Annotated in this window: 20 protein-coding genes, 1 pseudogene and 1 riboswitch; of the genes and pseudogenes, 5 read left to right on the forward strand and 16 right to left on the reverse strand. The window is 72.4% G+C overall.

The genetic code is table 11. The features are described from left to right. Positions 1 to 42: 42 nt before the first annotated feature. Complete coding sequence (locus ACIQFX_RS23565; protein WP_402466652.1) at positions 43 to 2,574, forward strand: ABC transporter permease; 2,532 nt, start codon at positions 43 to 45, stop codon at positions 2,572 to 2,574. A gap of 68 nt (positions 2,575 to 2,642) precedes the next feature. On the opposite strand, the gene ACIQFX_RS23570 is transcribed toward ACIQFX_RS23565, so the two are convergent. The 10 genes and pseudogenes from ACIQFX_RS23570 to ACIQFX_RS23615 form a co-directional block, all read right to left on the reverse strand. After that, complete coding sequence (locus tag ACIQFX_RS23570; protein WP_402466655.1) at positions 2,643 to 3,941, reverse strand: class I SAM-dependent methyltransferase; 1,299 nt, start codon at positions 3,939 to 3,941, stop codon at positions 2,643 to 2,645. A 205-nt stretch (positions 3,942 to 4,146) separates the two neighbouring features. Next, the gene (locus ACIQFX_RS23575) at positions 4,147 to 5,526 is read right to left on the reverse strand and encodes an NAD(P)/FAD-dependent oxidoreductase (protein ID WP_402466658.1); all 1,380 of its coding nucleotides are present in this window, start codon (positions 5,524 to 5,526) and stop codon (positions 4,147 to 4,149) included. Positions 5,527 to 5,895: 369 nt separating this feature from the next. Continuing rightward, complete coding sequence (locus tag ACIQFX_RS23580; RefSeq protein WP_402466660.1) at positions 5,896 to 6,810, reverse strand: exopolyphosphatase; 915 nt, start codon at positions 6,808 to 6,810, stop codon at positions 5,896 to 5,898. Beyond that, entirely contained in the window at positions 6,807 to 7,352 is a 546-nt protein-coding gene (locus ACIQFX_RS23585; RefSeq protein ID WP_402466663.1) for a DUF501 domain-containing protein, read from the reverse strand. Before ACIQFX_RS23585 ends, ACIQFX_RS23580 begins: the two co-directional genes overlap by 4 nt. A gap of 29 nt (positions 7,353 to 7,381) precedes the next feature. Further along, a complete protein-coding gene (locus ACIQFX_RS23590; RefSeq protein WP_402466665.1) occupies positions 7,382 to 7,852 on the reverse strand; it encodes a septum formation initiator family protein in 471 nt (156 codons plus the stop codon). 160 nt (positions 7,853 to 8,012) lie between these two features. After that, positions 8,013 to 9,299, reverse strand: coding sequence for a phosphopyruvate hydratase (gene eno / locus ACIQFX_RS23595; RefSeq protein ID WP_402466668.1), 1,287 nt, complete (start codon positions 9,297 to 9,299; stop codon positions 8,013 to 8,015). Positions 9,300 to 9,603: 304 nt separating this feature from the next. Next, a complete protein-coding gene (locus ACIQFX_RS23600) occupies positions 9,604 to 9,918 on the reverse strand; it encodes a LysM peptidoglycan-binding domain-containing protein (RefSeq protein ID WP_402467389.1) in 315 nt (104 codons plus the stop codon). After that, positions 9,913 to 10,308, reverse strand: a pseudogene (locus tag ACIQFX_RS23605) (transglycosylase family protein); the annotation flags it as partial. The pseudogene ACIQFX_RS23605 and the gene ACIQFX_RS23600, both read right to left, overlap by 6 nt. Before the next feature lie 3 nt (positions 10,309 to 10,311). Then, positions 10,312 to 10,485, reverse strand: a riboswitch (cyclic di-AMP (ydaO/yuaA leader). 258 nt (positions 10,486 to 10,743) lie between these two features. Continuing rightward, positions 10,744 to 11,781, reverse strand: a complete 1,038-nt coding sequence (locus ACIQFX_RS23610; RefSeq protein WP_402466670.1) for a transglycosylase family protein — start codon at positions 11,779 to 11,781, stop codon at positions 10,744 to 10,746. 118 nt (positions 11,782 to 11,899) lie between these two features. Further along, complete coding sequence (locus tag ACIQFX_RS23615; RefSeq protein WP_402466672.1) at positions 11,900 to 13,159, reverse strand: cytochrome P450; 1,260 nt, start codon at positions 13,157 to 13,159, stop codon at positions 11,900 to 11,902. Between the two features lie 88 nt (positions 13,160 to 13,247). Here ACIQFX_RS23615 and ACIQFX_RS23620 point away from each other — a divergent pair, with 88 nt between their 5' ends. After that, a complete protein-coding gene (locus ACIQFX_RS23620; RefSeq protein ID WP_402466675.1) occupies positions 13,248 to 14,459 on the forward strand; it encodes a globin domain-containing protein in 1,212 nt (403 codons plus the stop codon). Positions 14,460 to 14,540: 81 nt separating this feature from the next. Here the strand turns inward: ACIQFX_RS23620 and ACIQFX_RS23625 are convergent, their stop codons facing one another. The 4 genes from ACIQFX_RS23625 to ACIQFX_RS23640 form a co-directional block, all read right to left on the reverse strand. Beyond that, complete coding sequence (locus ACIQFX_RS23625; protein WP_402466677.1) at positions 14,541 to 14,771, reverse strand: hypothetical protein; 231 nt, start codon at positions 14,769 to 14,771, stop codon at positions 14,541 to 14,543. Beyond that, positions 14,768 to 15,727 (reverse strand): nucleoside triphosphate pyrophosphohydrolase, encoded by a 960-nt coding sequence (locus ACIQFX_RS23630; protein WP_402466679.1) that lies wholly within the window; start codon positions 15,725 to 15,727, stop codon positions 14,768 to 14,770. Before ACIQFX_RS23630 ends, ACIQFX_RS23625 begins: the two co-directional genes overlap by 4 nt. Positions 15,728 to 15,746: 19 nt before the next feature. Then, a complete protein-coding gene (locus ACIQFX_RS23635) occupies positions 15,747 to 16,391 on the reverse strand; it encodes a SurA N-terminal domain-containing protein (protein WP_402466682.1) in 645 nt (214 codons plus the stop codon). Between the two features lie 81 nt (positions 16,392 to 16,472). Continuing rightward, the gene (locus tag ACIQFX_RS23640; protein ID WP_402466685.1) at positions 16,473 to 17,456 is read right to left on the reverse strand and encodes a glycosyltransferase family 2 protein; all 984 of its coding nucleotides are present in this window, start codon (positions 17,454 to 17,456) and stop codon (positions 16,473 to 16,475) included. Between the two features lie 126 nt (positions 17,457 to 17,582). Here ACIQFX_RS23640 and ACIQFX_RS23645 point away from each other — a divergent pair, with 126 nt between their 5' ends. Then, positions 17,583 to 19,952 (forward strand): YfhO family protein, encoded by a 2,370-nt coding sequence (locus ACIQFX_RS23645; RefSeq protein WP_402466687.1) that lies wholly within the window; start codon positions 17,583 to 17,585, stop codon positions 19,950 to 19,952. On the opposite strand, the gene ACIQFX_RS23650 is transcribed toward ACIQFX_RS23645, so the two are convergent. Both ACIQFX_RS23650 and ACIQFX_RS23655 read right to left on the reverse strand, forming a co-directional pair. Further along, on the reverse strand, positions 19,949 to 20,488 hold the full coding sequence (locus tag ACIQFX_RS23650; protein WP_402466690.1) for a GNAT family N-acetyltransferase: 540 nt from the start codon (positions 20,486 to 20,488) through the stop codon (positions 19,949 to 19,951). The genes ACIQFX_RS23645 and ACIQFX_RS23650 overlap by 4 nt on opposite strands. 106 nt (positions 20,489 to 20,594) lie before the next feature. Then, on the reverse strand, positions 20,595 to 21,608 hold the full coding sequence (locus ACIQFX_RS23655; RefSeq protein ID WP_402466693.1) for a helix-turn-helix domain-containing protein: 1,014 nt from the start codon (positions 21,606 to 21,608) through the stop codon (positions 20,595 to 20,597). A gap of 249 nt (positions 21,609 to 21,857) precedes the next feature. Between ACIQFX_RS23655 and ACIQFX_RS23660 the strand changes: the two genes are divergently transcribed. Further along, on the forward strand, positions 21,858 to 22,229 hold the full coding sequence (locus tag ACIQFX_RS23660; protein ID WP_402466695.1) for a peptidase inhibitor family I36 protein: 372 nt from the start codon (positions 21,858 to 21,860) through the stop codon (positions 22,227 to 22,229). Positions 22,230 to 22,233: 4 nt separating this feature from the next. Then, positions 22,234 to 23,136, forward strand: a complete 903-nt coding sequence (locus tag ACIQFX_RS23665) for a hypothetical protein (RefSeq protein ID WP_402466697.1) — start codon at positions 22,234 to 22,236, stop codon at positions 23,134 to 23,136. The last annotated feature ends 85 nt before the right edge of the window (positions 23,137 to 23,221 follow it).

Below are 23,221 nucleotides of genomic sequence, written 5' to 3' on the forward strand. Positions count from 1 at the left end.
CCCCGCCCGCCGCCCTCCCTCCCTTTCCTCCAGGACACACCCATGTTCCGTACCGCCCTGCGCAACGTCCTCGCGCACAAGGCGCGGCTGCTGATGACCGTCCTCGCCGTGATGCTCGGCGTGGCCTTCGTCTCCGGCACCCTCGTCTTCACCGACACCCTCTCCCAGGCCTTCCGCAACCAGTCGGCGAAGAGCTACGACGACGTCGCCGTGGCCGTCGACATGTACCCGAGCCCCGAGGAGGCCCGGAAGGCCCCCGGCCTCTCCCAGAAGGACGTCGACGAGGTCGCCGAGCTCGACGGGGTCGCCTCCGTCGCCCCCCGCGTCGACGGCTTCGCCGGCGTGCCCGACAAGAACGGCAAGCTGATCGGCAGCGGCTGGTCGAACAAGGGCACCAACTTCGCCCCCGGCAAGGACGGCAAGGACCGCGCGTACGCCTTCACCGCGGGCAGCGGCCCGGCCGACGCCGGCCAGGTCGCGCTCGACAGGGAGACCGCCGACAAGGGCGGCTACAAGGTCGGCGACACCGTCCGCGTCGCCACCAACGGCCCGGTGAAGGAGTACACCCTCTCCGGCGTCTTCACCACCGAGGACGGCGCCGTCAACGCGGGCGGCAGCCTGGTCGTCTTCGACACCGCCGTCGCCCAGAAGCTCTATCTGAAGCCCGGCTTCTTCCAGAGCCTGACCGTCACCGCCGCCCCCGGCGCGGACGACGCCAAGCTCCTCGACGAGGTCCTGAAGGTCGTCCCGAAGGCCGCCTCCGCGCAGACCGGCCAGGCCCTCGCCGACCAGCAGGCCGAGCAGATCGAGGCCGGCCTCGGCGCGCTCAACCAGGTCCTCCTGGGCTTCGCGGGCATCGCGCTCTTCGTCGGGATCTTCCTGATCTCCAACACCTTCACCATGCTGGTCGCCCAGCGCACCAAGGAACTGGCCCTGATGCGCGCGGTCGGCGCCTCGCGCAAGCAGATCACCCGCTCCGTCCTCGCCGAGGCCGGTCTGGTCGGCCTGGTCGCCTCCGCCGTCGGCTACGTCCTCGGCATCGGCCTGGCCGCCACCCTCCGCTCGGCCATGAGCGCCTTCGACATGAAGGTCCCGGCCGGCGACCTGGTCCTGGGCGCCACCCCGGCCGTCAGCGCCTTCGCCGTCGGCGTCCTGATCACGATGCTCGCCGCCTGGCTGCCCGGCCGCCGCGCCGCGAAGATCCCGCCGGTCGCCGCCATGAGCAGCGTCCACGCCAGCACGAGCACCAAGTCGCTCGTCGTGCGGAACTCCATCGGCGCCGTGCTCACCGCGCTCGGCGTCACGCTGATCATGCTCGGCGCGAGCAAGGGCGGCGACGACGGCCGCATGTTCATCGCGGGCGGCGCGTTCCTCACCCTCATCGGCGTGATCGTGCTGATCCCGTTCCTGTGCCGGCCCGTGATCGCCCTGATCCGCCCGGTCGTCGAGGGCGTCTTCAAGGTCTCCGGCAAGCTCGCCTGCCTCAACGCGGTCCGCAACCCGCGCCGCACCGGCGCCACCGCCTCCGCGCTCGCCATCGGCCTGACCCTCGTCACCGGCCTCTCGGTGCTCGGCGCCACGGTCGGCTCGGCCCTCGACAAGGTCACGACCGACCAGATCAAGGCCGACTACATGGTCTCCATGGCCAGCGGCAACTCGCTGAGCCCGGAGGCGCTGGCCGCCCTGGAGAAGGCCCCCGGCGTCACCGCGGTCTCCCCGCAGCAGGCCGGCGCCTTCGACCTGAAGGGCTCGTACGTCTCGGTCTCCGGCGTCTCCCCCCGCGACATCGGCAAGGTCCTCAAGATCGCCGTCGTGAACGGCTCGCTGGACTCCCTCGGCGGGAACACGATCGCCATCGACGACGACGTCGCCGCGAAGCGCGGCCTGAAGGTCGGCGACACCGTCCCGGTCGAGTACCTCGACAAGCAGAAGGGCGAGCTGACCGTCGGCGCGGTCTACGAGGCCAACGAGTTCGTCTCGCCGGTCCTCGCCGACCACGAGCTGGTCACCGCGCACGGGGAGCAGGCCGAGATCCGCCAGATCTTCGTCTCCACGGAGGGCGGCGCGAGCGCGGCCCACGAGCAGGCCCTGTCGAAGGCCATGGGCGACAACCCGGCGATCACGGTGATGGACCACAAGGAGATCCGCGACACCTTCGGCGGCCCGATCAACATGCTGCTGAACATCATGTACGGCCTGCTCGGCATGGCCCTGATCATCGCCGTCCTCGGTGTCGTGAACACCCTCGCGATGTCGGTCTTCGAGCGCCAGCAGGAGATCGGCATGCTGCGGGCGACCGGTCTCGACCGGCGCCGCGTGAAGCTGATGGTCCGCCTGGAGGCCGTGGTCATCTCGGTGTTCGGCGCGGTCGTCGGCATCGGCCTCGGCTCGTTCCTCGGCTGGGCGCTCGGCGAGACGTTCAAGAGCAGCCTGCCGGGCTACGCCCTGGTCCTGCCCTGGGACCGGATCGGTCTCTTCCTGGTCCTGGCGGCCCTGGTCGGCGTCCTCGCCTCGATGTGGCCGGCCCGCAGCGCGGCCAAGCTGAACATGCTCTCCGCCATCAAGGCCGAGTAGCCGCGAGCGCGGCGAAGGGCCGGTCCCCCACCCGGGGAGGCCGGCCCTTCGCGCGTGCACGAGGGGGGTCAGGCCCGCTCGTCCCAGACCCGCAGCCGCAGCGCCGTGCCGCTCTTCCCCGACACCGGGGTCTTCACGGCGAGGAACTGGTTCACACCGATCCTGTTGCGTTCGAAGGAGACGGCCGAGGCCGCCATGTAGAGCCGCCAGATGCGCGCCCGGCCGGGCGAGATGAGCCGGACCGCCCGGTCCCAGTCGCGCTCCAGGTTGGCCACCCAGCGGCGCAGCGTCAGCGCGTAGTGCTCGCGGATCGCCTCGACGTCCCGGACCTCGAAGCCGGCGTCCTCCAGGGTGGACAGGGTGCGGCCCATGGGGGCGAGTTCGCCGTCGGGGAAGACGTACGCGTCGATGAAGGGGTCGATCTCGTAGGCCGCCTCGTCGGGTTCGGGGCGGCGGGAGATCTGGTGGTTGAGGAGCCGCCCGCCGGGCTTGAGGAGCCCGTACAGCGTGTCGGCGTACTCCCGGTACCGCTCGGCGCCGACGTGCTCGGCCATGCCGATCGAGGAGATCGCGTCGTACGGGCCGTCGGGGACGTCCCGGTAGTCCTGGACGCGGATCTCGACGAGGTCGGTGAGGCCCTCCTCGGCGATCCGCTTGCGGGCGTAGGCGGCCTGTTCGCGGGAGAGCGTGACGCCGACGACCCGGGCGCCGTACTCGCGGGCCGCGTGGATCGCCATGGAGCCCCAGCCGCAGCCCACGTCGAGGAGCCGGTCGCCCTCCTTGAGGTTCAGCTTGCGGGCGATGAGGTCCAGCTTGTCGCGCTGGGCGTCCTCCAGGGTCCCGTCCCCGGTCCAGTAGGCGCACGAGTAGACCATCGACGGGCCGAGGACCAGTGCGTAGAAGTCGTTGCCCACGTCGTAGTGGTGACTGATCGCCTGCTTGTCCCGGCGCTTGCTGTGCCGGCTGCCGCTGCGGCCGCGCACCTCCTCGGCCGGCGGCTTCGGCGGCGGCAGGGGCCCGGCGAGCCGCAGCAGGGCGCCGGCGGCGGCGCGGAGCCGGGGGTCGCGTGCGGAGTCGAGCAGGCTCCTGGTCTCCTCCGGGCGCTCCCACAGGAGGCCGGAGAGCCGGTCCAGGGCGCCGTACAGGTCGCCCTCGACGTCGAGCTCGCCCGCCACCCAGGCGCGGGCCAGGCCCAGTTCGCCGGGCTTCCAGATCATCCTCCGCAGCGCGCGGCGGTCGCGGACGATCAGGACGGGGCCGCCGGCGGGACCGGCTTCGCTGCCGTCCCAGGCTCGCAGTCGGACCGGGAGCGGGCCTCCGAGGAGTTCCTCGGCTAGGGTCGTCAGCCGCGACGCGGCGTCTGCCATGGTGCACACCTCCGTGATCTCGTGCCCCAGAAATGCTCGTCACCAAGGGAACACCGTCCGTAGGCGTTTCCAGTCCCACCACAGCGCAACGAGTCGGCAAAACACGCGAAGGGCCGTCCGCACCACGGATGGCGGACGGCCCTTTTACGGCCTTGCGTGTACTGCCTGTACTGCTCGTACTGCCTGTACTGCGGGTGCTGCGGTCTTACGAGGCCTTGGCCTTCTCCTGGACCGGGGCGGCCGGCGCGGGAGCGGGCTTGGCGGCCTCGTAGAACTCCTCGCGCGGCGTCTCCATGGCGCCGAGCGAGACGACCTCGCGCTTGAGGAACATGGCGAGGGTCCAGTCGGCGAAGACGCGGATCTTGCGGTTCCAGGTCGGCATCGCCATGCCGTGGTAGCCACGGTGCATGTACCAGGCGAGACGGCCCTTGAGCTTGATCTTCACCTTGCCCATGACGATCATGGCGACGCCCTTGTGCAGACCGAGTCCGGCCACCGCGCCCTTGTTGGCGTGGCTGTACTCCTTCTGCGGGAAGCCGCGCATGCCGGCCACCACGTTGTCGCCGAGGACCTTGGCCTGGCGCAGGGCGTGCTGGGCGTTCGGCGGGCACCAGGCGTTCGGGTTGCCCGCCCGGCGGCCGACCATGTCCGGGACCTGGGCGTTGTCGCCCGCGGCCCAGGCGTAGTCGAGGCCGTTGATCTGGAGCTTCTCGTTGCAGTCCACGTGGCCGCGGGGGCCGAGCGGCAGACCGAAGCGGGAGAGCGCCGGGTTCGGCTTCACGCCGGCGGTCCACACGATCGTGTTGGAGTCGACCTCGAGGCCGTTCTTCAGCACGACGTGGCCGTCGACGCAGGAGTCCATGGAGGTCTCGAGGTAGATCTCGATCCCGCGGGACTCCAGGTGCTCCTTGCCGTACTGGCCGAGCTTGGGGCCCACCTCGGGGAGGATCTTGTCGGCCGCGTCGACCAGGACGAAGCGCATGTCCTCGCGCGACACGTTCTGGTAGTACTTCGCGGCGTCGCGGGCCATGTCCTCGACCTCGCCGATCGTCTCGGCGCCGGCGAAGCCGCCGCCGACGAAGACGAAGGTCAGCGCCTTGCGGCGGACCTCCTCGTCGGTGGTCGAGTCGGCCTTGTCGAGCTGCTCGAGGACGTGGTTGCGCAGGCCGATGGCCTCCTCGATGCCCTTCATGCCGATGCCCTGCTCGGCGAGACCGGGGATCGGGAAGGTGCGGGAGACCGCGCCCATGGCGATGACCAGGAAGTCGAACGGCAGCTCGTACGCCTCGCCGACGAGCGGCGCGATCGTGGCGACCTTGCGGTCCTGGTCGATGGTGGTGACCCGGCCGGTGAGCACCTCGGCTCCGCGGACGACGCGTCGCAACGGGACGACGACGTGACGCGGCGAGATGCTGCCGGCGGCGGCTTCGGGGAGGAAGGGCTGGTAGGTCATGTACGACCGCGGGTCGACGACCGTGACGGTCGCTTCCGCATAGCGCATCTTCTTGAGGATGCGCCGAGCTGCGTACAGGCCTACGTACCCGCCGCCTACTACGAGGATCCTGGGACGCTCCGTGGTGCTCATGGGATCGAGTATCCACCCCTCTGGAGGGGGGTGCTCGTGCGCCCCTTCACAAGGTCCGGGGACACCTCTGCTACACTCCGCCGCCCACGTGATCCATGTCATGGTGCTGCAAAGGAACCGAGGTGCAAGGGCGAACGTTGTTCACCCCTTGTGAACTGGCCTGGAGAGCGCCCGTTAACGCTGAACCGCCGGGTGCGTTCACACGATGGAAACAGCGAGCGAACCACGCCCCGGACCTGCGAAAGGGCCCTGAGACGCCCCCCGGAGGGGCTAAAGACCCTCCTCCGGCGCCATCAGGACCCTTTTCCTTGTGAAGAACTTCACGAACTTTCCCGACGGGATGTCGCCGGAAGGCTCGATAGGTGCCCGCTATGCCACGGATAGGGCGATCCCATCGAGGATGTCGTGCTCGCTGACGACGACCTCGCGGGCCCCGACGCGCTCGACGATCTCCCGCAGGACGAGCGCCCCGGCGATGATCACGTCGACCCGGCCGGGGTGCATGACGGGGATCGCGGCCCGCTCGTCGTGGGTGGAGGCGAGGAGCCGCTCGGTCACCTCGGCGATCTGCTCGGCCGAGATCCGGCTGTGGTGGATCTTCGCCGAGTCGTACTCGGAGTGCCCGTGCACGATCCCGGCGACCGTGGTGACCGTGCCGGCGAGCCCGACGAGGGTCTCGGCGGTGTCGATCGGCACGGTCTCGGCGGCCAGGTCGAGCGCGGCCCGCACGTCGGCGCGGATCGCCTCGACCTCCTCTGCGGTCGGCGGGTCGTGGCGGACGTGCCGCTCGGTGAGCCGGACGCAGCCGATGTCGACCGAGCGGGCGGCCTCGACCGTCTTGTTGCCGATGACGAACTCGGTGGAGCCGCCCCCGAGGTCGAAGACGAGGTACTTCTCCGAGCCGTGCAGCTCGCCGGTGGCGCCGATGAAGGAGAACTCGGCCTCCTGGTCGCCGGTGATCACCTCGGGCTCGACGCCCAGGATCTCCACGACCCCGTCCACGAACTCGTGGCGGTTCTCGGCGTCGCGCGAGGCGGAGGTGGCGACGAAGCGGAGCCGCTCGGCCCCCAGCCCCTTGATGACCCCGGCGTACTCGCGGCAGGCCGCGAAGGTCCGCTCCAGGGCCTCCGGGGCGAGCCGGCCCGTCTTGTCGACGCCCTGGCCGAGCCGGACGATCTTCATCCGCCGGTCCAGCTCGACGAGGTCGCCCGTCTCCGGGTCGACGTCGGCGACGAGCAGGCGGATGGAGTTCGTACCGCAGTCGATTCCGGCGACCCTGGTCATTCCGCCGACTCCTTCTCTTCCCCGTCGGCGCACGGGGTCACGCAGGGGCCCTTGGCCCACCACTCCGGCAGCATCGCGAGGGCCTCGTCGCCGAAGGGGTTCACGCCGGGCCCGGCGGCCAGCGAGTGGCCGACGAGGACGTGCAGGCACTTGACCCGGTCCGGCATGCCGCCGGCGCTCGGGAAGCCCTCCAGGACGTCGATGGCGTCACGGCGGGCGATGTAGTCCTCGTGCGCGGCCCGGTAGGCGGCGGCGAGCTCCGGGTCGGTGGCGAGCCGGGCCTGCATCTCCTTCATGACCCCGTTGGCCTCCAGGGTGCCGATGGCGGAGGCCGCCCGGGGGCAGGTCAGGTAGTACGTCGTCGGGAACGGGGTGCCGTCGGGGAGCCGGGGCGCGGTCTCGACGACGTCCGGGTTGCCGCACGGGCAGCGGTGCGCGATGGCGCGCAGGCCGCGGGGCGGCCGGCCGAGCTGCAGCTCGAAGGCGGCGATGTCCCGCTCGGTGGGCTCGGTGCGGTCGGTCTGCGGAGGGGGCGTTTCCATGTCTGCCTTGCTGTGTCGCGGAGGAGGGGTCAGGGGCGGTCGGCGTGGTCGACGCCGTCCCAGAGGTTGTCGTACCAGGGGCGGTCGGCCGCCCCCTGGTCGGCGCGGGGACGCTGCTCCGCGTCGGGGTCGTTCACGGTGTAGCCGGTCTCGCCGGGCAGCACGTAGTGCAGGTGCTCGCGGGCGAGGCGGCGGACGTAGGCCGGGTCCTGGAGCCGGGCCTTCTCGTCCCTGAGTTCCTCGACCCGACGCGCGGCCTCGGCGGCCTTGCGCTCCTGCTCGGCGATCTCGCCCTGCTGGGAGACGTAGCTCCGCATCGGGTAGGCGAGCGCCACGACGAGGGAGCAGACGACGAGGGCGAGGAAGGCCGCGCGGCCGGTGAGCCGCGAGCGGCGGGCCTGACGGCGGGTCTGGGAGCGGTAGACACGGGCGGCGGTCTGCTCGCCGAGCAGCCTGATCCGGGTCGCGGTCGAGAACCGGTCCCGGTCCTTCGCGGCCATGTCGTGTCGCCTCCCCTGTTCACGCGGACGTCCCCGCACACGGTACGGGACCGAGTACGGGGACGCTTCGCTTCGCTACGCCTTTGCTCCCTGTTCAATTCTCCGGATGCAAAGGCCCGGAAGCTGCCCTGCGGGGCCGGTGCCGGCCCCTGGGGTCGTGTCAGCCCTTGAAGCGCGGGAAGGCGCTGCGGCCGGCGTAGACCGCGGCGTCGTCGAGGATCTCCTCGATGCGCAGCAGCTGGTTGTACTTGGCGACGCGGTCCGAGCGGGCCGGGGCGCCGGTCTTGATCTGGCCGCAGTTCACGGCGACCGCGAGGTCGGCGATGGTGACGTCCTCGGTCTCGCCGGAGCGGTGGGACATCATGCACTTGAAGCCGTTGCGCTGGGCCAGCTCGACGGCGTCGAGGGTCTCGGTCAGCGAGCCGATCTGGTTGACCTTGACCAGGAGGGCGTTCGCGGTGCCCTCCTCGATGCCGCGGGCGAGGCGCTCCGGGTTGGTGACGAAGAGGTCGTCGCCGACGATCTGGACCTTGGTGCCCAGCTTGTCGGTGAGGACCTTCCAGCCCGCCCAGTCGTCCTCGAACAGCGGGTCCTCGATGGAGACCATCGGGTACGCGGCGACGAGCTCCTCGTAGTACTCGGTCATCTCGGCGGCCGAGCGGGACTTGCCCTCGAACTCGTACTTGCCGTCCTTGTAGAACTCGGACGCGGCGACGTCGAGCGCGAGCGCGACGTCGGAGCCCGGGGTGTAGCCGGCCTCCTTGATGGCCTCGACGATGAGGTCGAGGGCGGCGCGGTTCGACTCGAGGTTCGGGGCGAAGCCGCCCTCGTCGCCGAGGCCGGTGGAGAGGCCCTTGCGCTTCAGCACGCCCTTGAGCGTGTGGTAGATCTCGGCACCCCAGCGAAGGGCCTCGGAGAAGGACTCCGCGCCGATCGGGGCGATCATGAACTCCTGGATGTCGACGTTGGAGTCGGCGTGCGACCCACCGTTGAGGATGTTCATCATCGGAACGGGCAGCAGGTGCGCGTTCGGGCCGCCGAGGTAGCGGAACAGCGGAAGGTCGCTGGCCTCGGAGGCGGCGTGCGCCACGGCGAGCGAGACGCCGAGGATGGCGTTGGCGCCGAGCGAGCCCTTGTTCTCGGTGGCGTCCAGGTCGAACATGGCCTGGTCGATCAGCCGCTGCTCGGTGGCGTCGTAGCCGACGAGCTCCGGGCCGATCTGCTCGATGACGGCGAGGACGGCCTTCTCGACACCCTTGCCCAGGTAGCGGTTGGGGTCACCGTCGCGAAGCTCGATGGCCTCGAACGCACCGGTGGAGGCGCCGGACGGAACAGCAGCACGGCCGGTGCTGCCGTCGTCGAGGCCGACCTCGACCTCGACCGTGGGGTTGCCTCGGGAGTCCAGGATTTCCCGGGCTACGACGACGTCGATGGACGGCACGAGCATCTCCTTCTGGGATGTGACGCTGGATGTGACGCAAGGTCGATGCAGGTCGCTTGGCCTTGCGACAAGAGCCTAACCGCCTCGGGGGCTCAGGCCCGCCGGGCGCCCGCACCCTGGGACGAAAAAGGACCCAAGGGCACGCACATGGGGACGAAGGGCCCCAGATCTACTGGACAGTAACCGCTGGAGGCCCTCCGCGGGTGCCCGTGGAGGCGCAGGCGTCCGGTACGACGGAACCCCGGCCCGGCGCGCACGGGGGGGGGAGGCGCGCCGGGTCGGGGTGGTCACCGCGGGAGGGTCGTCAGGCTCACTTCAGGTGGAGCTGCTGGCCCACGTAGATGAGGTCGGCGTCGGCGACGACGTCCTTGTTCAGGTCGTAGAGCTTCTCCCAGCCGCCCTGGACGCCGTGCTCCTGGGCGATGGTGCCGAGCGTGTCGCCGGCCTCGACCCGGTACTCGCCGTCACCCTTCTGGACCGTCGTGCCGGCCGGGGTGGTGATGGTCTTGCGGGCCGTGGCCTTCTTGGCCGAGGTGACCTTCTTGGTGGCCGTGGCCTTCTTCGGGGCCTGGCGCTTCTCGCTGCGCGTGGTCGGCTCGGTGGCCGTGCGCTTGGGGGCCTCGATGGTGCCACCGGTGTAGGCGGTGTTGGAGAGGCCCACGCCGCAGCTCGGCCACGCACCCTTGCCCTGGCCCGCGAGGACCTTCTCGGCGATGGTGATCTGCTGGGACTTCGAGGCCTGGTTGGCGGTCGGGGCGTAGGCGGTGCCGCCGTACGCGGCCCAGGTGGAGGCCGAGAACTGCAGGCCGCCGTAGTAGCCGTTGCCGGTGTTGATGGACCAGTTGCCGCCGGACTCGCACTGGGCGACGCGGTCCCACTCGGAGGCCGTGGCGGCCGACGCGGTGCCCGCGGTCATCAGCGGGGCGGCGACGGCGACACCGGTGACGCCGACGAGCGTGGCGACCTGGGTGGCCTTGGAGGGACGACGGTGTTTGCCCTTGCCGGAAAACAGCATGGAGATTCTCCTCACCGACGCCTGTGAGGTGAGCTGTCGGGTTCGGGCCGGAAAGTTGCCCGGCCGCGTGTCCTAGCACGCGGCTTCACCCCAAGCCGGTCTTCGGCCGTCTGTCTCAACGGCCGGGACCGGCACTTACCTTGGGTCCCCCACTCCTGCCTTCGGCGCTGACGCGACGACTGTTCCCATCGACCGACGGCAGGATTCGGCGTTTCGGTCGACGGGGCCCGCGGTGGCGAGCGGTTAAGACCGTAGACACAGACCCACCGGAAGTTCAAAGAGGCCGATTGCGGAAATATCGCCCTTACCTGCCTTCCGGTGGGAGGCGTTTGTGCAGGTGAGAGGTGACGGAGGCAAAGGTTACGGACAGGACACGCCAGTTGAGGCGAAGAGACCCATGTCTCACTTGCCCAGAACCGGACACACCGCCCCGAACTACCCCTCGGCCGGGACCGAATCCTTCGTCAGTTCAAGGCTCTGACCAGGCAGGATCAGGTCCGGATCGGCGCCCACCGTCTGGCGGTTGGCGTCATAGAGGGCCGTCCAGCCTCCGGGCAGTTCGTTCGACTGCGCGATGTCGGAGAGGCTGTCGCCGGGCTGCACGGTGTACGCGTCCGAAGTGCCCTGACTGTCCGTTGCGCCCGAATTATTCACTCCGTCAGCCGTCGGCGTCACGGAGGAGCCATCGGCCGGCTTGTCCGTGGATGACGCATGCTTGCCGGATTCGCCCGACTTGCCCGGCTTGCCGGCTTCCTCCGTAGCGGCCTCGCCCCGGTGCTTGCCGGATCCCGGCGCGGTCGACGGCGCGCCACCCTCCGTCTCACCGGGGGAAACGGACGTACCGGGCGCAACGGACTCGTCGGGCGCGCCCGGAGTCGTCGGCGTGCCGGGGGTGACGGGCACGCCCGGGGTGACCGAGGAGTCCGGGGCCCCCGGCGTGGTGGACGTGACGGGCGACGGGACGGCCGTGGCCTCCTTCGCCTTCTCGGCGGCCTTGGCGGAGGCCGACGGCAGGCCGTCGGTCCGGTTCGACTCGACGACCGGACCCGTGGGCGCCTTCGGGACGGAGGTCGGGCCGGGGTCCACCCCGGTGTCCTTGCCGTCGTTCGTCAGCCCGGCGATCGGCGCGCAGGTGGCCCACTCCGTGCTGCCCTTGGCAAGGGCCTTCTCGGCCACGGCGATCTGCTGGGCGCGGCTGGCCAGGTCGGGGCTGGGCGCGTACGCCAGGCCGCCGTTGCGCTCCCAGCTGTCCTGGGTGAACTGGAGGCCGCCGTACATGCCGTTGCCGAAGTTGGCGCTCCACTGGCCACCGGACTCGCACTCGGCGACCCGGTCCCAGGTGGAGGCGTCGGCGGCGGAGGCGGATCCCGTGGCGAGCAGCGGCAGCGCCATGGCGGATCCGGTCACACCGGCGGCGACGACGAGGGCGGGGGCCTGACGGGGGCGACGGTGTCGTCCGTTCCCGGAACGCATAGAAGCGCCTTTCGCGTGACGGCTGAAGACTGCGGTGAAGGTAGCCGTATTCGAACGCTCGTCACAAGTCGATGGACCCGGGATCACGCGAAGATCACAGTTCTGATGAATCGTCAGTTCACTGCGGGGGTACGGAAGGGGAGAATTCCACCGGAAGCGTGCGCAAACCCCGCATGATGAGCCCGCCGCGCCACCGCAGTTCGTCCGGGTCGACGGCAAGTCGCAGGTCCGGCAGGCGAGTCAGCAGCGTCGCCAGCGCGGTCTGCCCCTCCAGGCGCGCGAGCGGCGCGCCCAGGCAGTAGTGGATGCCGTGCCCGTACCCGAGGTGCTGGTTGTCCCGCCGGGTGAGGTCCAGCACGTCCGGCCCCGCGAACCGCGCCGGGTCCCGGTTCGCGGCGGCGAGCACCACGAGCACCGGGTCCCCCGCCGGGATCTCCTGCCCGCCGATGGTCAGCGCCCGCGTCGCGTACCGCCAGGTCGCCATCTCCACCGGCCCGTCGAACCGCAGGAGTTCCTCGACGCCCGTCTCCAGGAGCCCCTGTTCCCCGGCCGCGAGCGAGGCCTGGAGCCCCTCGCGCTGCCCGGGGTGGCGCAGCAGCTGGTAGACCCCGTTGCCGATGAGGTTCACGGTCGTCTCGAAACCGGCGAAGAGAATGATGAAGGCCATGGCGGCGGCCTCGTTCTCGGTGAGGTGCTCGCCGTGGTCGGAGGCCTTGATGAGCCCCGAGATGAGGTCCTCGCCGGACTCCTCGCGCTTGCGGTGGATCAGCTCCGCGAGATAGCCGCGCATCTTCTTGACCGAGCGCGCGACCCCGCCGCGCGGCCCGCCGCCGTGCCGGATCATCATCCCGGCCCAGTCCCGGAAGTCGTCCTGGTCCTCCGGCGGCACGCCGAGCAGGTCGCAGATCGCGTAGATGGGCAGCGGGAACGCGAACTCGTGGATGAGGTCGGCGCTCCCCCGCTCCGCGAACGAGTCGATGAGCCGGTCGGTCAGCTCCTGCACCCGCGGCGCGAACTCGGCGACCCGGCGCGGGGTGAAGGCCTTCGACACCAGCCGCCGCAGCCGGGTGTGGTCCGGCGGGTCGATGTTGAGCAGGTGGGTCATCAGCTCGGCCTTGCGCTCGCCCGGGATGCCCGTCTTCCCCTTCGCGTGCGGGGACTCGTCGTGGTGCGCCGGGTTCTTGGAGAGCCGCTGGTCCGCCAGCGCCTGCCGGGCGTCGGCGTACCGGGTCACCAGCCAGGCCTCGACCCCGCTGGGCAGCGTCGTCCGGTGCACGGGCGCGTGCTCGCGCAGCCAGGCGTAGGCGGGGTAGGGATCGCTCGCGAACTCCCAGGTGAAGAGCTCGGGGGCGGGGACGGGGCCGGGAGTCGTACGCACGCCACGACCGTACAGGGCGACCCCGGAAAGGCACGTTCGTGGAGAACCTGTGATCAAGGGGTGCAGGTCGTGCCCTAGATTCTTGACGGTGGACCCCCAGCTGCTACGAGCTACGTTCGCCGTCGTCGAGAGACGCGCCGAACAAGCCGTCACCTTCTTCTACTCGCACCTGTTCTGGAACAACCCGGGTGTGCGCGAGCTGTTCCCCGGGGACATGCTCCCGCAGCGCGACCGGCTCTTCGCCGCGCTCACCCATGTGGTGACGCACCTGGAGGACCCCGGCCTCGGCCCCTACCTCGGGCAGCTGGGCCGCGACCACCGCAAGTTCCTCGCCTCCCCCGCGCTGTACGCCGCCGTCGGCGGCAGCCTGCTCGCCGCCTTCGCCCACGCGGCCGGTTCCGCCTGGACCCTGGAGGCCGAGAAGGCGTGGACCGAGGCCTACGGCCTGGTCTCCGACCTCATGCTGGCCGGCGCCGACGAGTCCGCCGCGGCCGGCGAGCCGCCCTGGTGGGACGCGGACGTCGTCCGCCACCAGCGGTACGGCGACGACCTGGCCGTCCTCACCCTCCGCCCGCGCCGGCCCCTCCCGTACCTCCCCGGCCAGTACGTCAGCGTCAGCTCGCTGCGCGTCCCCCGCGTCTGGCGCACCTACTCCCTCGCCAACGCGCCCCGCCCGGACGGCACCGTCGACCTGCACGTCAGCCGCATCACCGGCGGCGCGATGAGCACCGCGCTGGTCGAGGAGACCGGCCCGGGCGAGGTCCTGCGGCTCAGCGCCCCCGCCGGCGGCCTCACCGCCCGGACGGCGCCGGGCGGACTCCGCACGTACATATGCGCCGGTACGGGCTGGGCGCCGGTGAAGGCCCTCCTGGAGGAGGCCGCCGCGGACGAGCCGGCGCTCGAAGGGCGGCTGTTCGTCGTGGCCCGCGCCAAGGAGTACCTCTACGCGCGTGCGGAGGCCGAGCTCCTGAAGGAGCGCCTCCCCGCGCTGAGCGTCACCTACATCACGGCCGCGCCCCGCCAGCGCCGCGACCAGGCGACCGAGCGGCTGATCCAGGCCCTGCGGGCCTGCGTCCACTGGTCGGCCCACGACGTCTACCTCGCCGGCCCGCCCGCCTTCGTGACCGAGGTCCGCGAGGTCCTGGAGGAACTCGGCACCGACCCGGCGCGCACCCACCACGACACCCTGCCGCCGGTGGGCCGCTTCACCACCCGCCCCGGCACCGCCGCCGAGCGCCTCCTCGGCCCGCCGGCCCCCCTCTGGCACAACCCGGACGCCCGGGCCCCGCACGACCGCTGAACCGGGGACCGGCTCAGGACCGCACCCGCGAGACCCCGCGCCGGGGACCGGCCCCGCTGCCGGGCCACTGCGGGCCGGCCGTCAGCCCCGGTCCTCGTCCCTGCTCCCGGCGCGCGTGCGCGAGCGCCACACGGCGAACCGCACCAGTTCCACGGCCGCCCCCAGCACGAGCAGCACGAAGACGACGCGCAGCCACCCCGGGGTCCCGCCGCTCGCCGCCTCCCAGCCGAAGAACAGCACCATCAGGGCCATCACGCCCGGCGCCTCGGCGAAGGACGGCTTCCGCCTCCGCTGCGGCGACGCCCCGCTCACAGCCCCTCCGCCGCTCGGATCGCCTCGCGGTAGGTGCGGGCCGCCGCCCGCAGCGCGGCCTCCGGGTCCACCCCGGACGCCTCGGCCCCGGCCGCGAGGGCGAGCAGCTCGTACCCGATGCCCTCGCCCGCCGGGAGCTCCACGTCGAGACCGGCGGTCCGCACCCGGCTCGCCAGCTTCGCGGCCAGCGCGAGGCCCGGCTGGCCGAGCGGCACGCCGTCGGTGACGGACTCGCGCTGCTTCTCGATCGCCTTGGTGCGCAGCCAGTGCGCCTTGACCTCCTCGGGGGTCTCGGCGGTCTCGTCCCCGAAGACGTGAGGGTGGCGGTGGATCAGCTTCTCGACGAGCGTCGCGGCCACGTCGTCCACGGAGAACGGCTCCTCCGGGTCCTCCTCGGCGATCCGGGCGTGGAAGACGACCTGGAGGAGGACGTCCCCGAGCTCCTCGCGGAGCGCGTCCCGGTCGCCGTCCTCGATCGCCTCGACGAGTTCGTACGCCTCCTCGATGCCGTACTTGGCGAGTCCCTCGTGGGTCTGCCGCGAGGACCAGGGGCAGGCGCGCCGGATGCGGTCCATGATCTGCACGAGGTCGAGGAGGCGGGCGCCGGGCAGGTCGTACGAGCCGGGCAGCAGTTCCAGGTCGGGCATCGCGTACCGGCCGGAGCCGGCGAGCCGGGCGAGGCCGTCGGTCAGCGCGCGGTCGCCCTCGCCGGAGGGCAGCAGCAGGACCGTCCGGCCGCCGGCGCAGGCCGCCACGAGCTCCTCGGCGGTGGGCCGGACGTGCTCGACGGCGACGCCGGCCTCCCGCAGGTACGGCAGCTGGGGGTGGTCCTCGTCGGGGCAGAGCACCCGGTCGGCACCGTGCAGCGCCTGCCAGGCGGGCCAGGAAAGGATTCCGGGCGCCACGCGGTGGCTGGCGGTCAGCAGGACGATGCGGCCGGGGCTCTCAGAAGTCACCCCTCGAACCTACCCGGGTTCAGGCACCGGTCGGGACGGCGGCCGGGTCCTGGCTGACCCTGCGGAGCCAGGGGGTGGTGGCGGCGGTCAGTCCGCCCCGCTCCGAGTCCCAGGTGCCGTAGCGCGGGTTCACGTCGATGTCGAGCGCCTTGGAGGCGGCGGAGTAGACGTCGCTCCGCTTCTTCTGGCCCTCGGGGCTGTCGGTGAAGCCGAGCTTCTCGGCCGTCTTGAGCATGAGGACCTCGTGGCGGATGAAGTCGTCGATCTGGTCGGGCGCCACGCCCCGCTGCTGGAGCAGGATGGCCTCGAACCGCTCCTGGCCGCCGTTCTCGCGGGTGTAGGCGGTGCGGGTCTGCTGGATGTCGGCCCGGCTGGCGGTGACGCCGTTGTCCTGGGCGACCTTCTCCACGATCCGGTAGATGATCATGGAGTTGAGCTTCTGCCGGCCGAGGTCGCCGGTGGACCTGAGCAGCTCGGCGGACTGCGCGGAGGAGGCCTGCGCGGCGCGCACGTCCTTCACCTGCGCCTGGAGGCTGGAGACCTCGATCCGTTCGCCCCCGACGACGGCCGCCGCTCCTGGGTGGGCGTCACTGCCGCAGGCGGTGAGCAGGGGGGCCGCGGCGAGGAGCGCGGCGGAGACGGTGAGCGCAGTGCGGCGGTGCAAAGGAGCCTCCCGGGCTGGTCGTGCGTCACGTTGAACGACCTTGCGGTGATCGATGGTAGGGAGTCGCCGGGGCCGGAGCCACTACTTCGGTGCGACTGTTTCCCACAACGACTCACCCGTCACCCGGGTGTCGGCCGGTTCCGCACCACCGCTCGTCTCCTGCAGCAGGTAGTGCGGCCTCCGCTTCACCTCGTAGTAGATGCGGCCGACGTATTCGCCGATCAGTCCGACCATGACCATCTGGACGCCGGCGAGGGCGGTGACGGCGACGAGCAGGGTGACGTATCCGGGGGTGTCGACGCCGTGGGCGAGGGCGTCGGCGACGATCCAGGCCGCATAGCCGAGGGCGACGACGAGGAGCAGCAGCCCGAGGTGGACGGCGGCCCGCAGGGGCTTGTTGTTGAAGGACAGGAGGCCGTCGAGGCCGTAGTTGAGGAGCTTGCCGAAGGACCACTTGGAGCGGCCCTGCTCCCGGACGGCGTTCTCGTACGCGAAGGTCGTGGTGCGGAAGCCGACCCAGGAGAACAGGCCCTTGGAGAAGCGGTTGTACTCGCCGAGGTCGAGGACCGCGTCGACGGTGCGGCGGGAGAGCAGCCGGAAGTCGCCGACGCCGTCCACCAGCTCGACGTCGACGAGCCGGTTGATCGCCCGGTAGTAGAGGCGGGCCGTCAGGGTCCGGGTGACGCGGTCGCCGTCGCGGGTGCGGCGGGCGACGACCTGGTCGTACCCCTCCGCGTGCAGCGCGAGCATGCGGTGGACCAGCTCGGGCGGGTGCTGGAGGTCCGCGTCCATGATCACGACGGCGTCTCCGGCCGCGTGCCGGAGGCCCGCCAGCATGGCGGCCTCCTTGCCGAAGTTGCGGCTGAAGGAGGCGTAGCGGACCCGGCGCGGGTCGCCCGCCGCGAGCTCCCTGAGGAGCGGGAGGGTCCCGTCCCGGCTTCCGTCGTCCACGTACACGATCTCGAACTCGCCGTCCATCTTGGCGAGTTCGGCCGTCACACGGTCATGGAAGCGGGCGAGGACGTCCTCCTCGTTGAAACACGGGACGACGATCGAGAGCAGCACGCGACCCACGACAACGGAGCGCGGTGTCCCGGCCGGTCCGGGTGCGTGGCGCGCAGACGACCATCACGTGAACTGGCCCTCCGACTCCGGCCGTTCCGCCCGGGGCGCTGACATATTCGAACCGCCATGCCGAACACCACGCGCTCCTGCGCGCTCGCCGCCCTCCTCGCCGCCGTCGCCGTCTGCGGCGGCGACGCCGTCGCCCGGGTCTTCCCCTTCGGCCCGCGCCACCGGGCCGTGAACGACCTCGCCAACCAGTTCGTCCCGTTCCACGCCCGCCTCTGGGACCTCCTGCACGGCCGGGCGGACGGCGGGCTCCTCCTCGACTGGCAGGCGGGCTGGGGCACGAGCTTCCTCCCCGACTACGGCACCTACCTGTCGAGCCCCCTCGCCCCGCTCGTGGCGCTCTTCCCGCGCGCAGACATCGAGTACGCGGTGTACGCGGTCACCGTCCTGAAGACGGCGCTCGCGGCCGCCGCGACGACCTTCCTGCTGCGCCGCCTCGGACCCGGCGGCGTGGGGTGGTGGGCCGCCGTCCTGGGCGCCTCGTACGCCCTGTGCGGCTGGTCGCTCGCGGAGGGCACGTACAACCCGATGTGGCTGGACGGCCTGATCGCCTTCCCGCTGCTCTGCCTCGTGGGCGAATGGGTACGGGAGGGGCGGCGGCCGCTCCTCGGGCCCCTCGTGGTCGCCGTCTGCTGGCTGGCGAACTTCTACACGGCGTACATGGCGACCCTGGGCGCGGGCCTCGTGCTCCTCGTCCGCCTCGCCGCGACCGACTCCTTCCGCGCACGGACCCTCGGCCGGGCCGCGCTCACGACCGGACTCGGGATCGGCCTCGCCGCGCCCGTCCTCGTCCCCGTCCTCCTCGGCTCCCGGCACGCCCACCCGGGTGTCGTACGGGACTTCGCCGCCGCGGACGGCACGGACGTGCTGGCCCGGCTGCTCCCGGTGACGTACGGCTTCGCGACCCCGGCGGCCTTCGTCTGCACGGCGGTGCCGCTGCTCGCGGGGGCACTGCTCTTCCGCCGGGACGCGCCGGGACGCGAGCGGTGGCTGTGGGGAGGCCTGTGCGCGGCGGTCGCGATGTCGATGCAGTGGGGCCCGACGCACCTCGTCTGGCACGTCTTCGCCACCCCGAACGGCAGCCCGTACCGCCAGACCTTCGTCCTGTCCGGCGTCCTCGTCCTCACCGCGTGGACGGGCCTCGCCCGCGGCCTCCCGGACCGCAGGTCGCTGCTCGGCGGTTCCGCGATCGTCCTCGTCCTCGCGGCCGGCGCCCTGCCGAGCCCCCTCCTCACCTCCTGGTCCCTGCTCCTCGCGGGCGCGGGCCTCGCCGCGGTCGCGGGCGCGCTCCTCCTCCCCCGCCGCGGCCGGTACGGGCTCCTCGCCGCGCTCCTCGTCACCGGGACCCTGCTCGGCCAGGCCGCCGCGACGACGGCGCACGCGGACCGCGAACGCCTCGCCCGGCTCGACGACTACCCGCCGTGGGGCACGGAGCACGCCCGACGCGCGGCCGCCCTGGCCGCGGCCGACGACTGGCCCGCCTCCCGCACGGACTCCGGCCTCCCCCGCGTCGCCGGGAACGACCCGCTCCTCCTCGGCGGCCAGGGCGCCGCCTACTACAGCAGCCACACCCCCGCCGTCCTGACCCGGACGCTGACCGCCCTCGGCGGTGGCTGGACCTCCCGCGGCCGCAACCTCCTCAGCCTCGACAACCCGGTGACGGACGCCCTCTTCGGCGTCGGCGCCCGCTGGCGCGACGGCGCCGTCGCCCGCACGGACGTCCGCCTCCCCCTCGTCACGGTCCGCCCGCCGGGCCCGCCCCCGGCCTACGGCCCCTCCCCCTTCCGCAACCAGGAACTCCTCCTCGGCTCCCGCGTGTACGAGCCTCCCCACGCGGGCGCGTGCCGCGTCGGCACCGAGGTCTTCCTCTGGGCCCCCGGGGCCACCGGCACCGCCCGCCTCGGCGACCACCCCCCGGTCCACCTCCTCGGCGGCGGCCCGAAGCGCCGCGCCGCCCTGACCTCCCTGGGCGTCCAGCGGGTACCCGGCCTCAGGCCGGTCCTCCCCGGCCCCGGCGAACTCGGCTGCCTGGACCACGACCGCCTCCGCTCGGCCGTGACGGCCCTGCGCGCCCGCGCGGCGACCTCGATCCGCGTCACCCCGGACGGCGTACGGGCCACCCTCCCGCCGGGCGGCGGCACGGCCGTCGTGGCGGCCCCCCGCATCGCGGGCTGGCACTGCGCGGACACCGAACCGCTCTCGTACGGCGGGCTCCTCGCCGTCCCCCTGGGCCCCGACCGCACCGAACTCTCCTGCTCCTTCCGCCCCCCGGGCCTCCGGGCGGGCCTGGGGGCGGGCGCGGTGGCGGCCCTGCTGCTCCTGGGCGTGGTCGTGGCACCCCGGGTGGCCCGGGGCCGACGGGGCTCTCCGGCCGGGGCCCAGGCCCTGTCGGGAAGTAGAGCCGGGCGCGGTCTTCCTGACCGGGCCTAGGCGGGGAGCCTCAGCTCCCAGCGGACCTCGCCGTCCACTTCCTCGTCCGTCGGGGCGAGGCCGGCCGCGCGGGCCACGGCGGCGGACGCGGTGTGGTCGGGGTGGACGTGGGCGACGACGGTGCGGGCGCCGTGGTCCAGGAGGAGGGCGACGAGGGCCCCGGCGGCTTCGCGGGCGATGCCGCGGCCCTGCCAGGGGGTGCCGGTGACCCAGGCGACCTCGGCGGTGCGGCCCTCGTCGGTGACCGTCGCCTGGACGGTGCCGGCGAGGCGGCCGGAGGCGCGCAGGCGGACGACCCAGTTGCACCAGAGGACCGCCGGGTCGGGGGACCCGGCGGTCAGGCGCTCGTAGCGGGCGCGGAGGTCGGGCCCGGTGAGCGGGGCGCCGCCGGTGAAGGAGTGGAGGGCGGGGTCGGCGAGGACCTCGGCCATCTCGGCGGCGTGGGCGACGGCGAGCGGCACGAGGTCGAGGCGCTCGGTGCGTACGGTCGCGGCCGCGAGGGCCGCGGTGCCGTCCTGTTCGGTTTCCGTGTTCACGCGTCGGCGTCCCAGGTCCCTTGGTCGATGTCTCCGGTCATTGTGGCCCTCCTCCCCGGTGGTCCCGCGGCCGGGCCCTCCGGTGGCCGGCCGAACGGCTCCGAGCCTAGGACGGGGCGGTGGCGCCGGCTGTGCTTCCGGCGCGGGCGTCCTTGACGATCAGCGCGCGGAACTCGGTGGGGCTGGCGCCGTACGACGCCCGGAAGGCGCGGCTGAAGACGGCGGGGCCGCTGAAGCCCCAGCGCGCGGCGATGTCCTGCACGGGCCGCCCGAGGAGTTCGGGGCGGGCGAGGTCGTCGCGGCACCGCTCCAGGCGGCGGCGCCGGATGCGGGCCTGGACGGTCTCCCCGTCGCCGTACGTCCGGAAGAGCTGGTGGAGGGTGCGTACGGAGACGTGGTGGACGGCGGCGACGGCGGCCGGGGTGAGGTCGGGGTCGCCGAGGTGGGCGTCGACGAAGGCGTGGATCCGCTGGATCAGGGTCCGCGCCCGCGCCTCGGCGGGGAGCTCGTCCTCGGCGTCGAGGTTCTGGGCGAGGCAGGCGGCGACGAGGTCGACGACGACGGAGCCGAGCCGTGGCAGGTCGTCGGGCCCGCACTGTCCGGCGTGGCCGTCCAGGGAGTCGAGGAACGAGGCGAGGACCGCCCCGAGTCCGTGCCCGCCGGAGATCCTGCTGCCGAGCAGCCGGTCGATCCGCTGGGCGCGCAAGGGCATGACGGGGCGCGGGAGTTGCAGCATGGTCAGCTGCACGGCCCCGGCCTCTTCGGGCATGGCCGCGTCGGAGGGCCGCGAGGTGTCCCAGAAGACCAGGTCGCCCGCTCCGACGCGGCAGTCGTTGCGGTGCTGGGACAGGACGGTGACCCCCCTCCTGATCAGCCCCAGCTGGTACTGCTCGGGGTCGCCGCGCCGGATCAGCGCGGGCGTGCGGCGCGACCGCAGGGGCGAGAAGGAGAACCGGGCGACGCGGACGGGCCCGAGGTCCAGCACGGCGGCCTCGGCCTGGAAGTCGGCGGGCCGCTCGGCGCTGAGCGCGGTGGGCATCACCTCGCGCGTGACGAGGTCGGCGAACCAGTCGAAACGCTCCTCCGCCGGCAGCTCCCCCGCCGAGACCGCTGACCACATCGCGCACTCCCCCGTCGATCTTCCCGTCGGCGGCCAGAATGCAGCGGCGCGAACGGGTTTGTCGCCGGGTTGGGCGATCGGCGTGGCGCTCCCGGCGACCCCGGACCGACCTTCCGGCACGCGCCCGGACCTGTACTTCAACACTCTTGCGTTGAGCGGACGTTGAGCCTCCCTTGGCCGTTCGTTGAGCGCCGCTGGCAGCGTCGTGCCGTACCGGAAACCCGGTCCCTGAGAAACGGAGAGCACCTCGTGAACTTCAAGCGATCCCTCGCGGCCCTCGGCATGGCGGCCGGCGTCGCCCTCGGCGCGGCGGCCGTCGCCCCCGCCGCCAACGCGGCCCCGGCGGGCTGTGCCAGCGGCGGTCTGTGCGTGTACTGGCAGGCCGACTACCAGGGCGCCGTGCAGACGGTCTACCAGGACAACACCGACCTGACCGGGTACACGAACTTCAAGTACGCCCTGAACGGCGCGGCCTTCAACAACGGCAACAGCTGCAACGTCGTGCTCTACAAGGCCACCGGCTACCAGGGCCAGGGCTGGATCCTGTACCGGGGCACCGGCTGGAACCGCATCGGCGACAACCTGAGCACCATCGGCTCCAACAAGTGGTGCACGGTCTGAGTCGATGACCTCCGGAAGTCGCACCGCCGCCGTGGCGCTGCTTCTGGGTCTCGGTGCCGCCGGATGCTCGACGTCCGGCGGCACCGCCGCACCCGGTCCCGCGCCACTCCCCGCACCCCGCCCCTTCCAGGGCGTCACCCACTACCCCGGGTCGCAGCTCACAGCCCTGCGCGCGGCGGAGGAGGACCTCGTCGCCGCCTGCATGGAGCGGCGCGGGTTCACGTACCGCCCCCAGCCCCTGCCCACCGGGAACCACCTGGCCGACGCCAACCCGTACGGACTGCTCTCCGTCGCCCAGGCGGTGAACGACGGCTACGGCATCACGAGCACCACGCTGTCGATGCGGCCTCCGGCGGACGCCAACGCCGCCGAGGCCGCGAACACCCGCTGGAAGGACGCCCTGCTCGGCACCCCCGCCCACCGGGTGAACCTGGCGATGCCCCTGGGGCGCGAGTTCTTCTACCAGGCCGACTCCTGCGTCAGCGACGCCACGTCCCGGCTCTACGGCCCGGACTACTACAAGCTCTTCAACACCTTCCAGGTCCTGGGCGACGCGGTCGTCGAGAAGGTCAGGACCGACCGCAGGTACCTCGCCGCGCAGGACTCCTGGAGCGCCTGCATGAAGAAGGCGGGGACGGCGGCGAAGGCCTTCGGCGACCCCCGGTCCACGGTCGACCGGCAGCTCCGCCGAGCCGGCCGGGACCAGGCCGAGCTGCACGCCGTCGCCGGCGTCGAGCTGAAGCTGTCCCGCGCGGACGCCGACTGCCAGGCCGCCACCGGTCTCACCACCGTCGTCTCGGCCGCCCAGACCGACGCCGAGAAGACCCTCGGCGCGGGCTACGCCGACGAGCTCGCCGCCCTCAAGGCCATGCGGGACAAGGCCCTCACGACGGCGACCACCCGCTAGCCGGCCACCGCGCCCGGGCGCTGCCGTCCGCGGCGCCGACCGCCGGACGGCCTCCCGTCCGGGCGCCAGGGGTCGGCTCGGCCAA

The organism is Streptomyces sp. NPDC093089 (assembly GCF_044754405.1).
Lineage (GTDB): Bacteria > Actinomycetota > Actinomycetes > Streptomycetales > Streptomycetaceae > Streptomyces.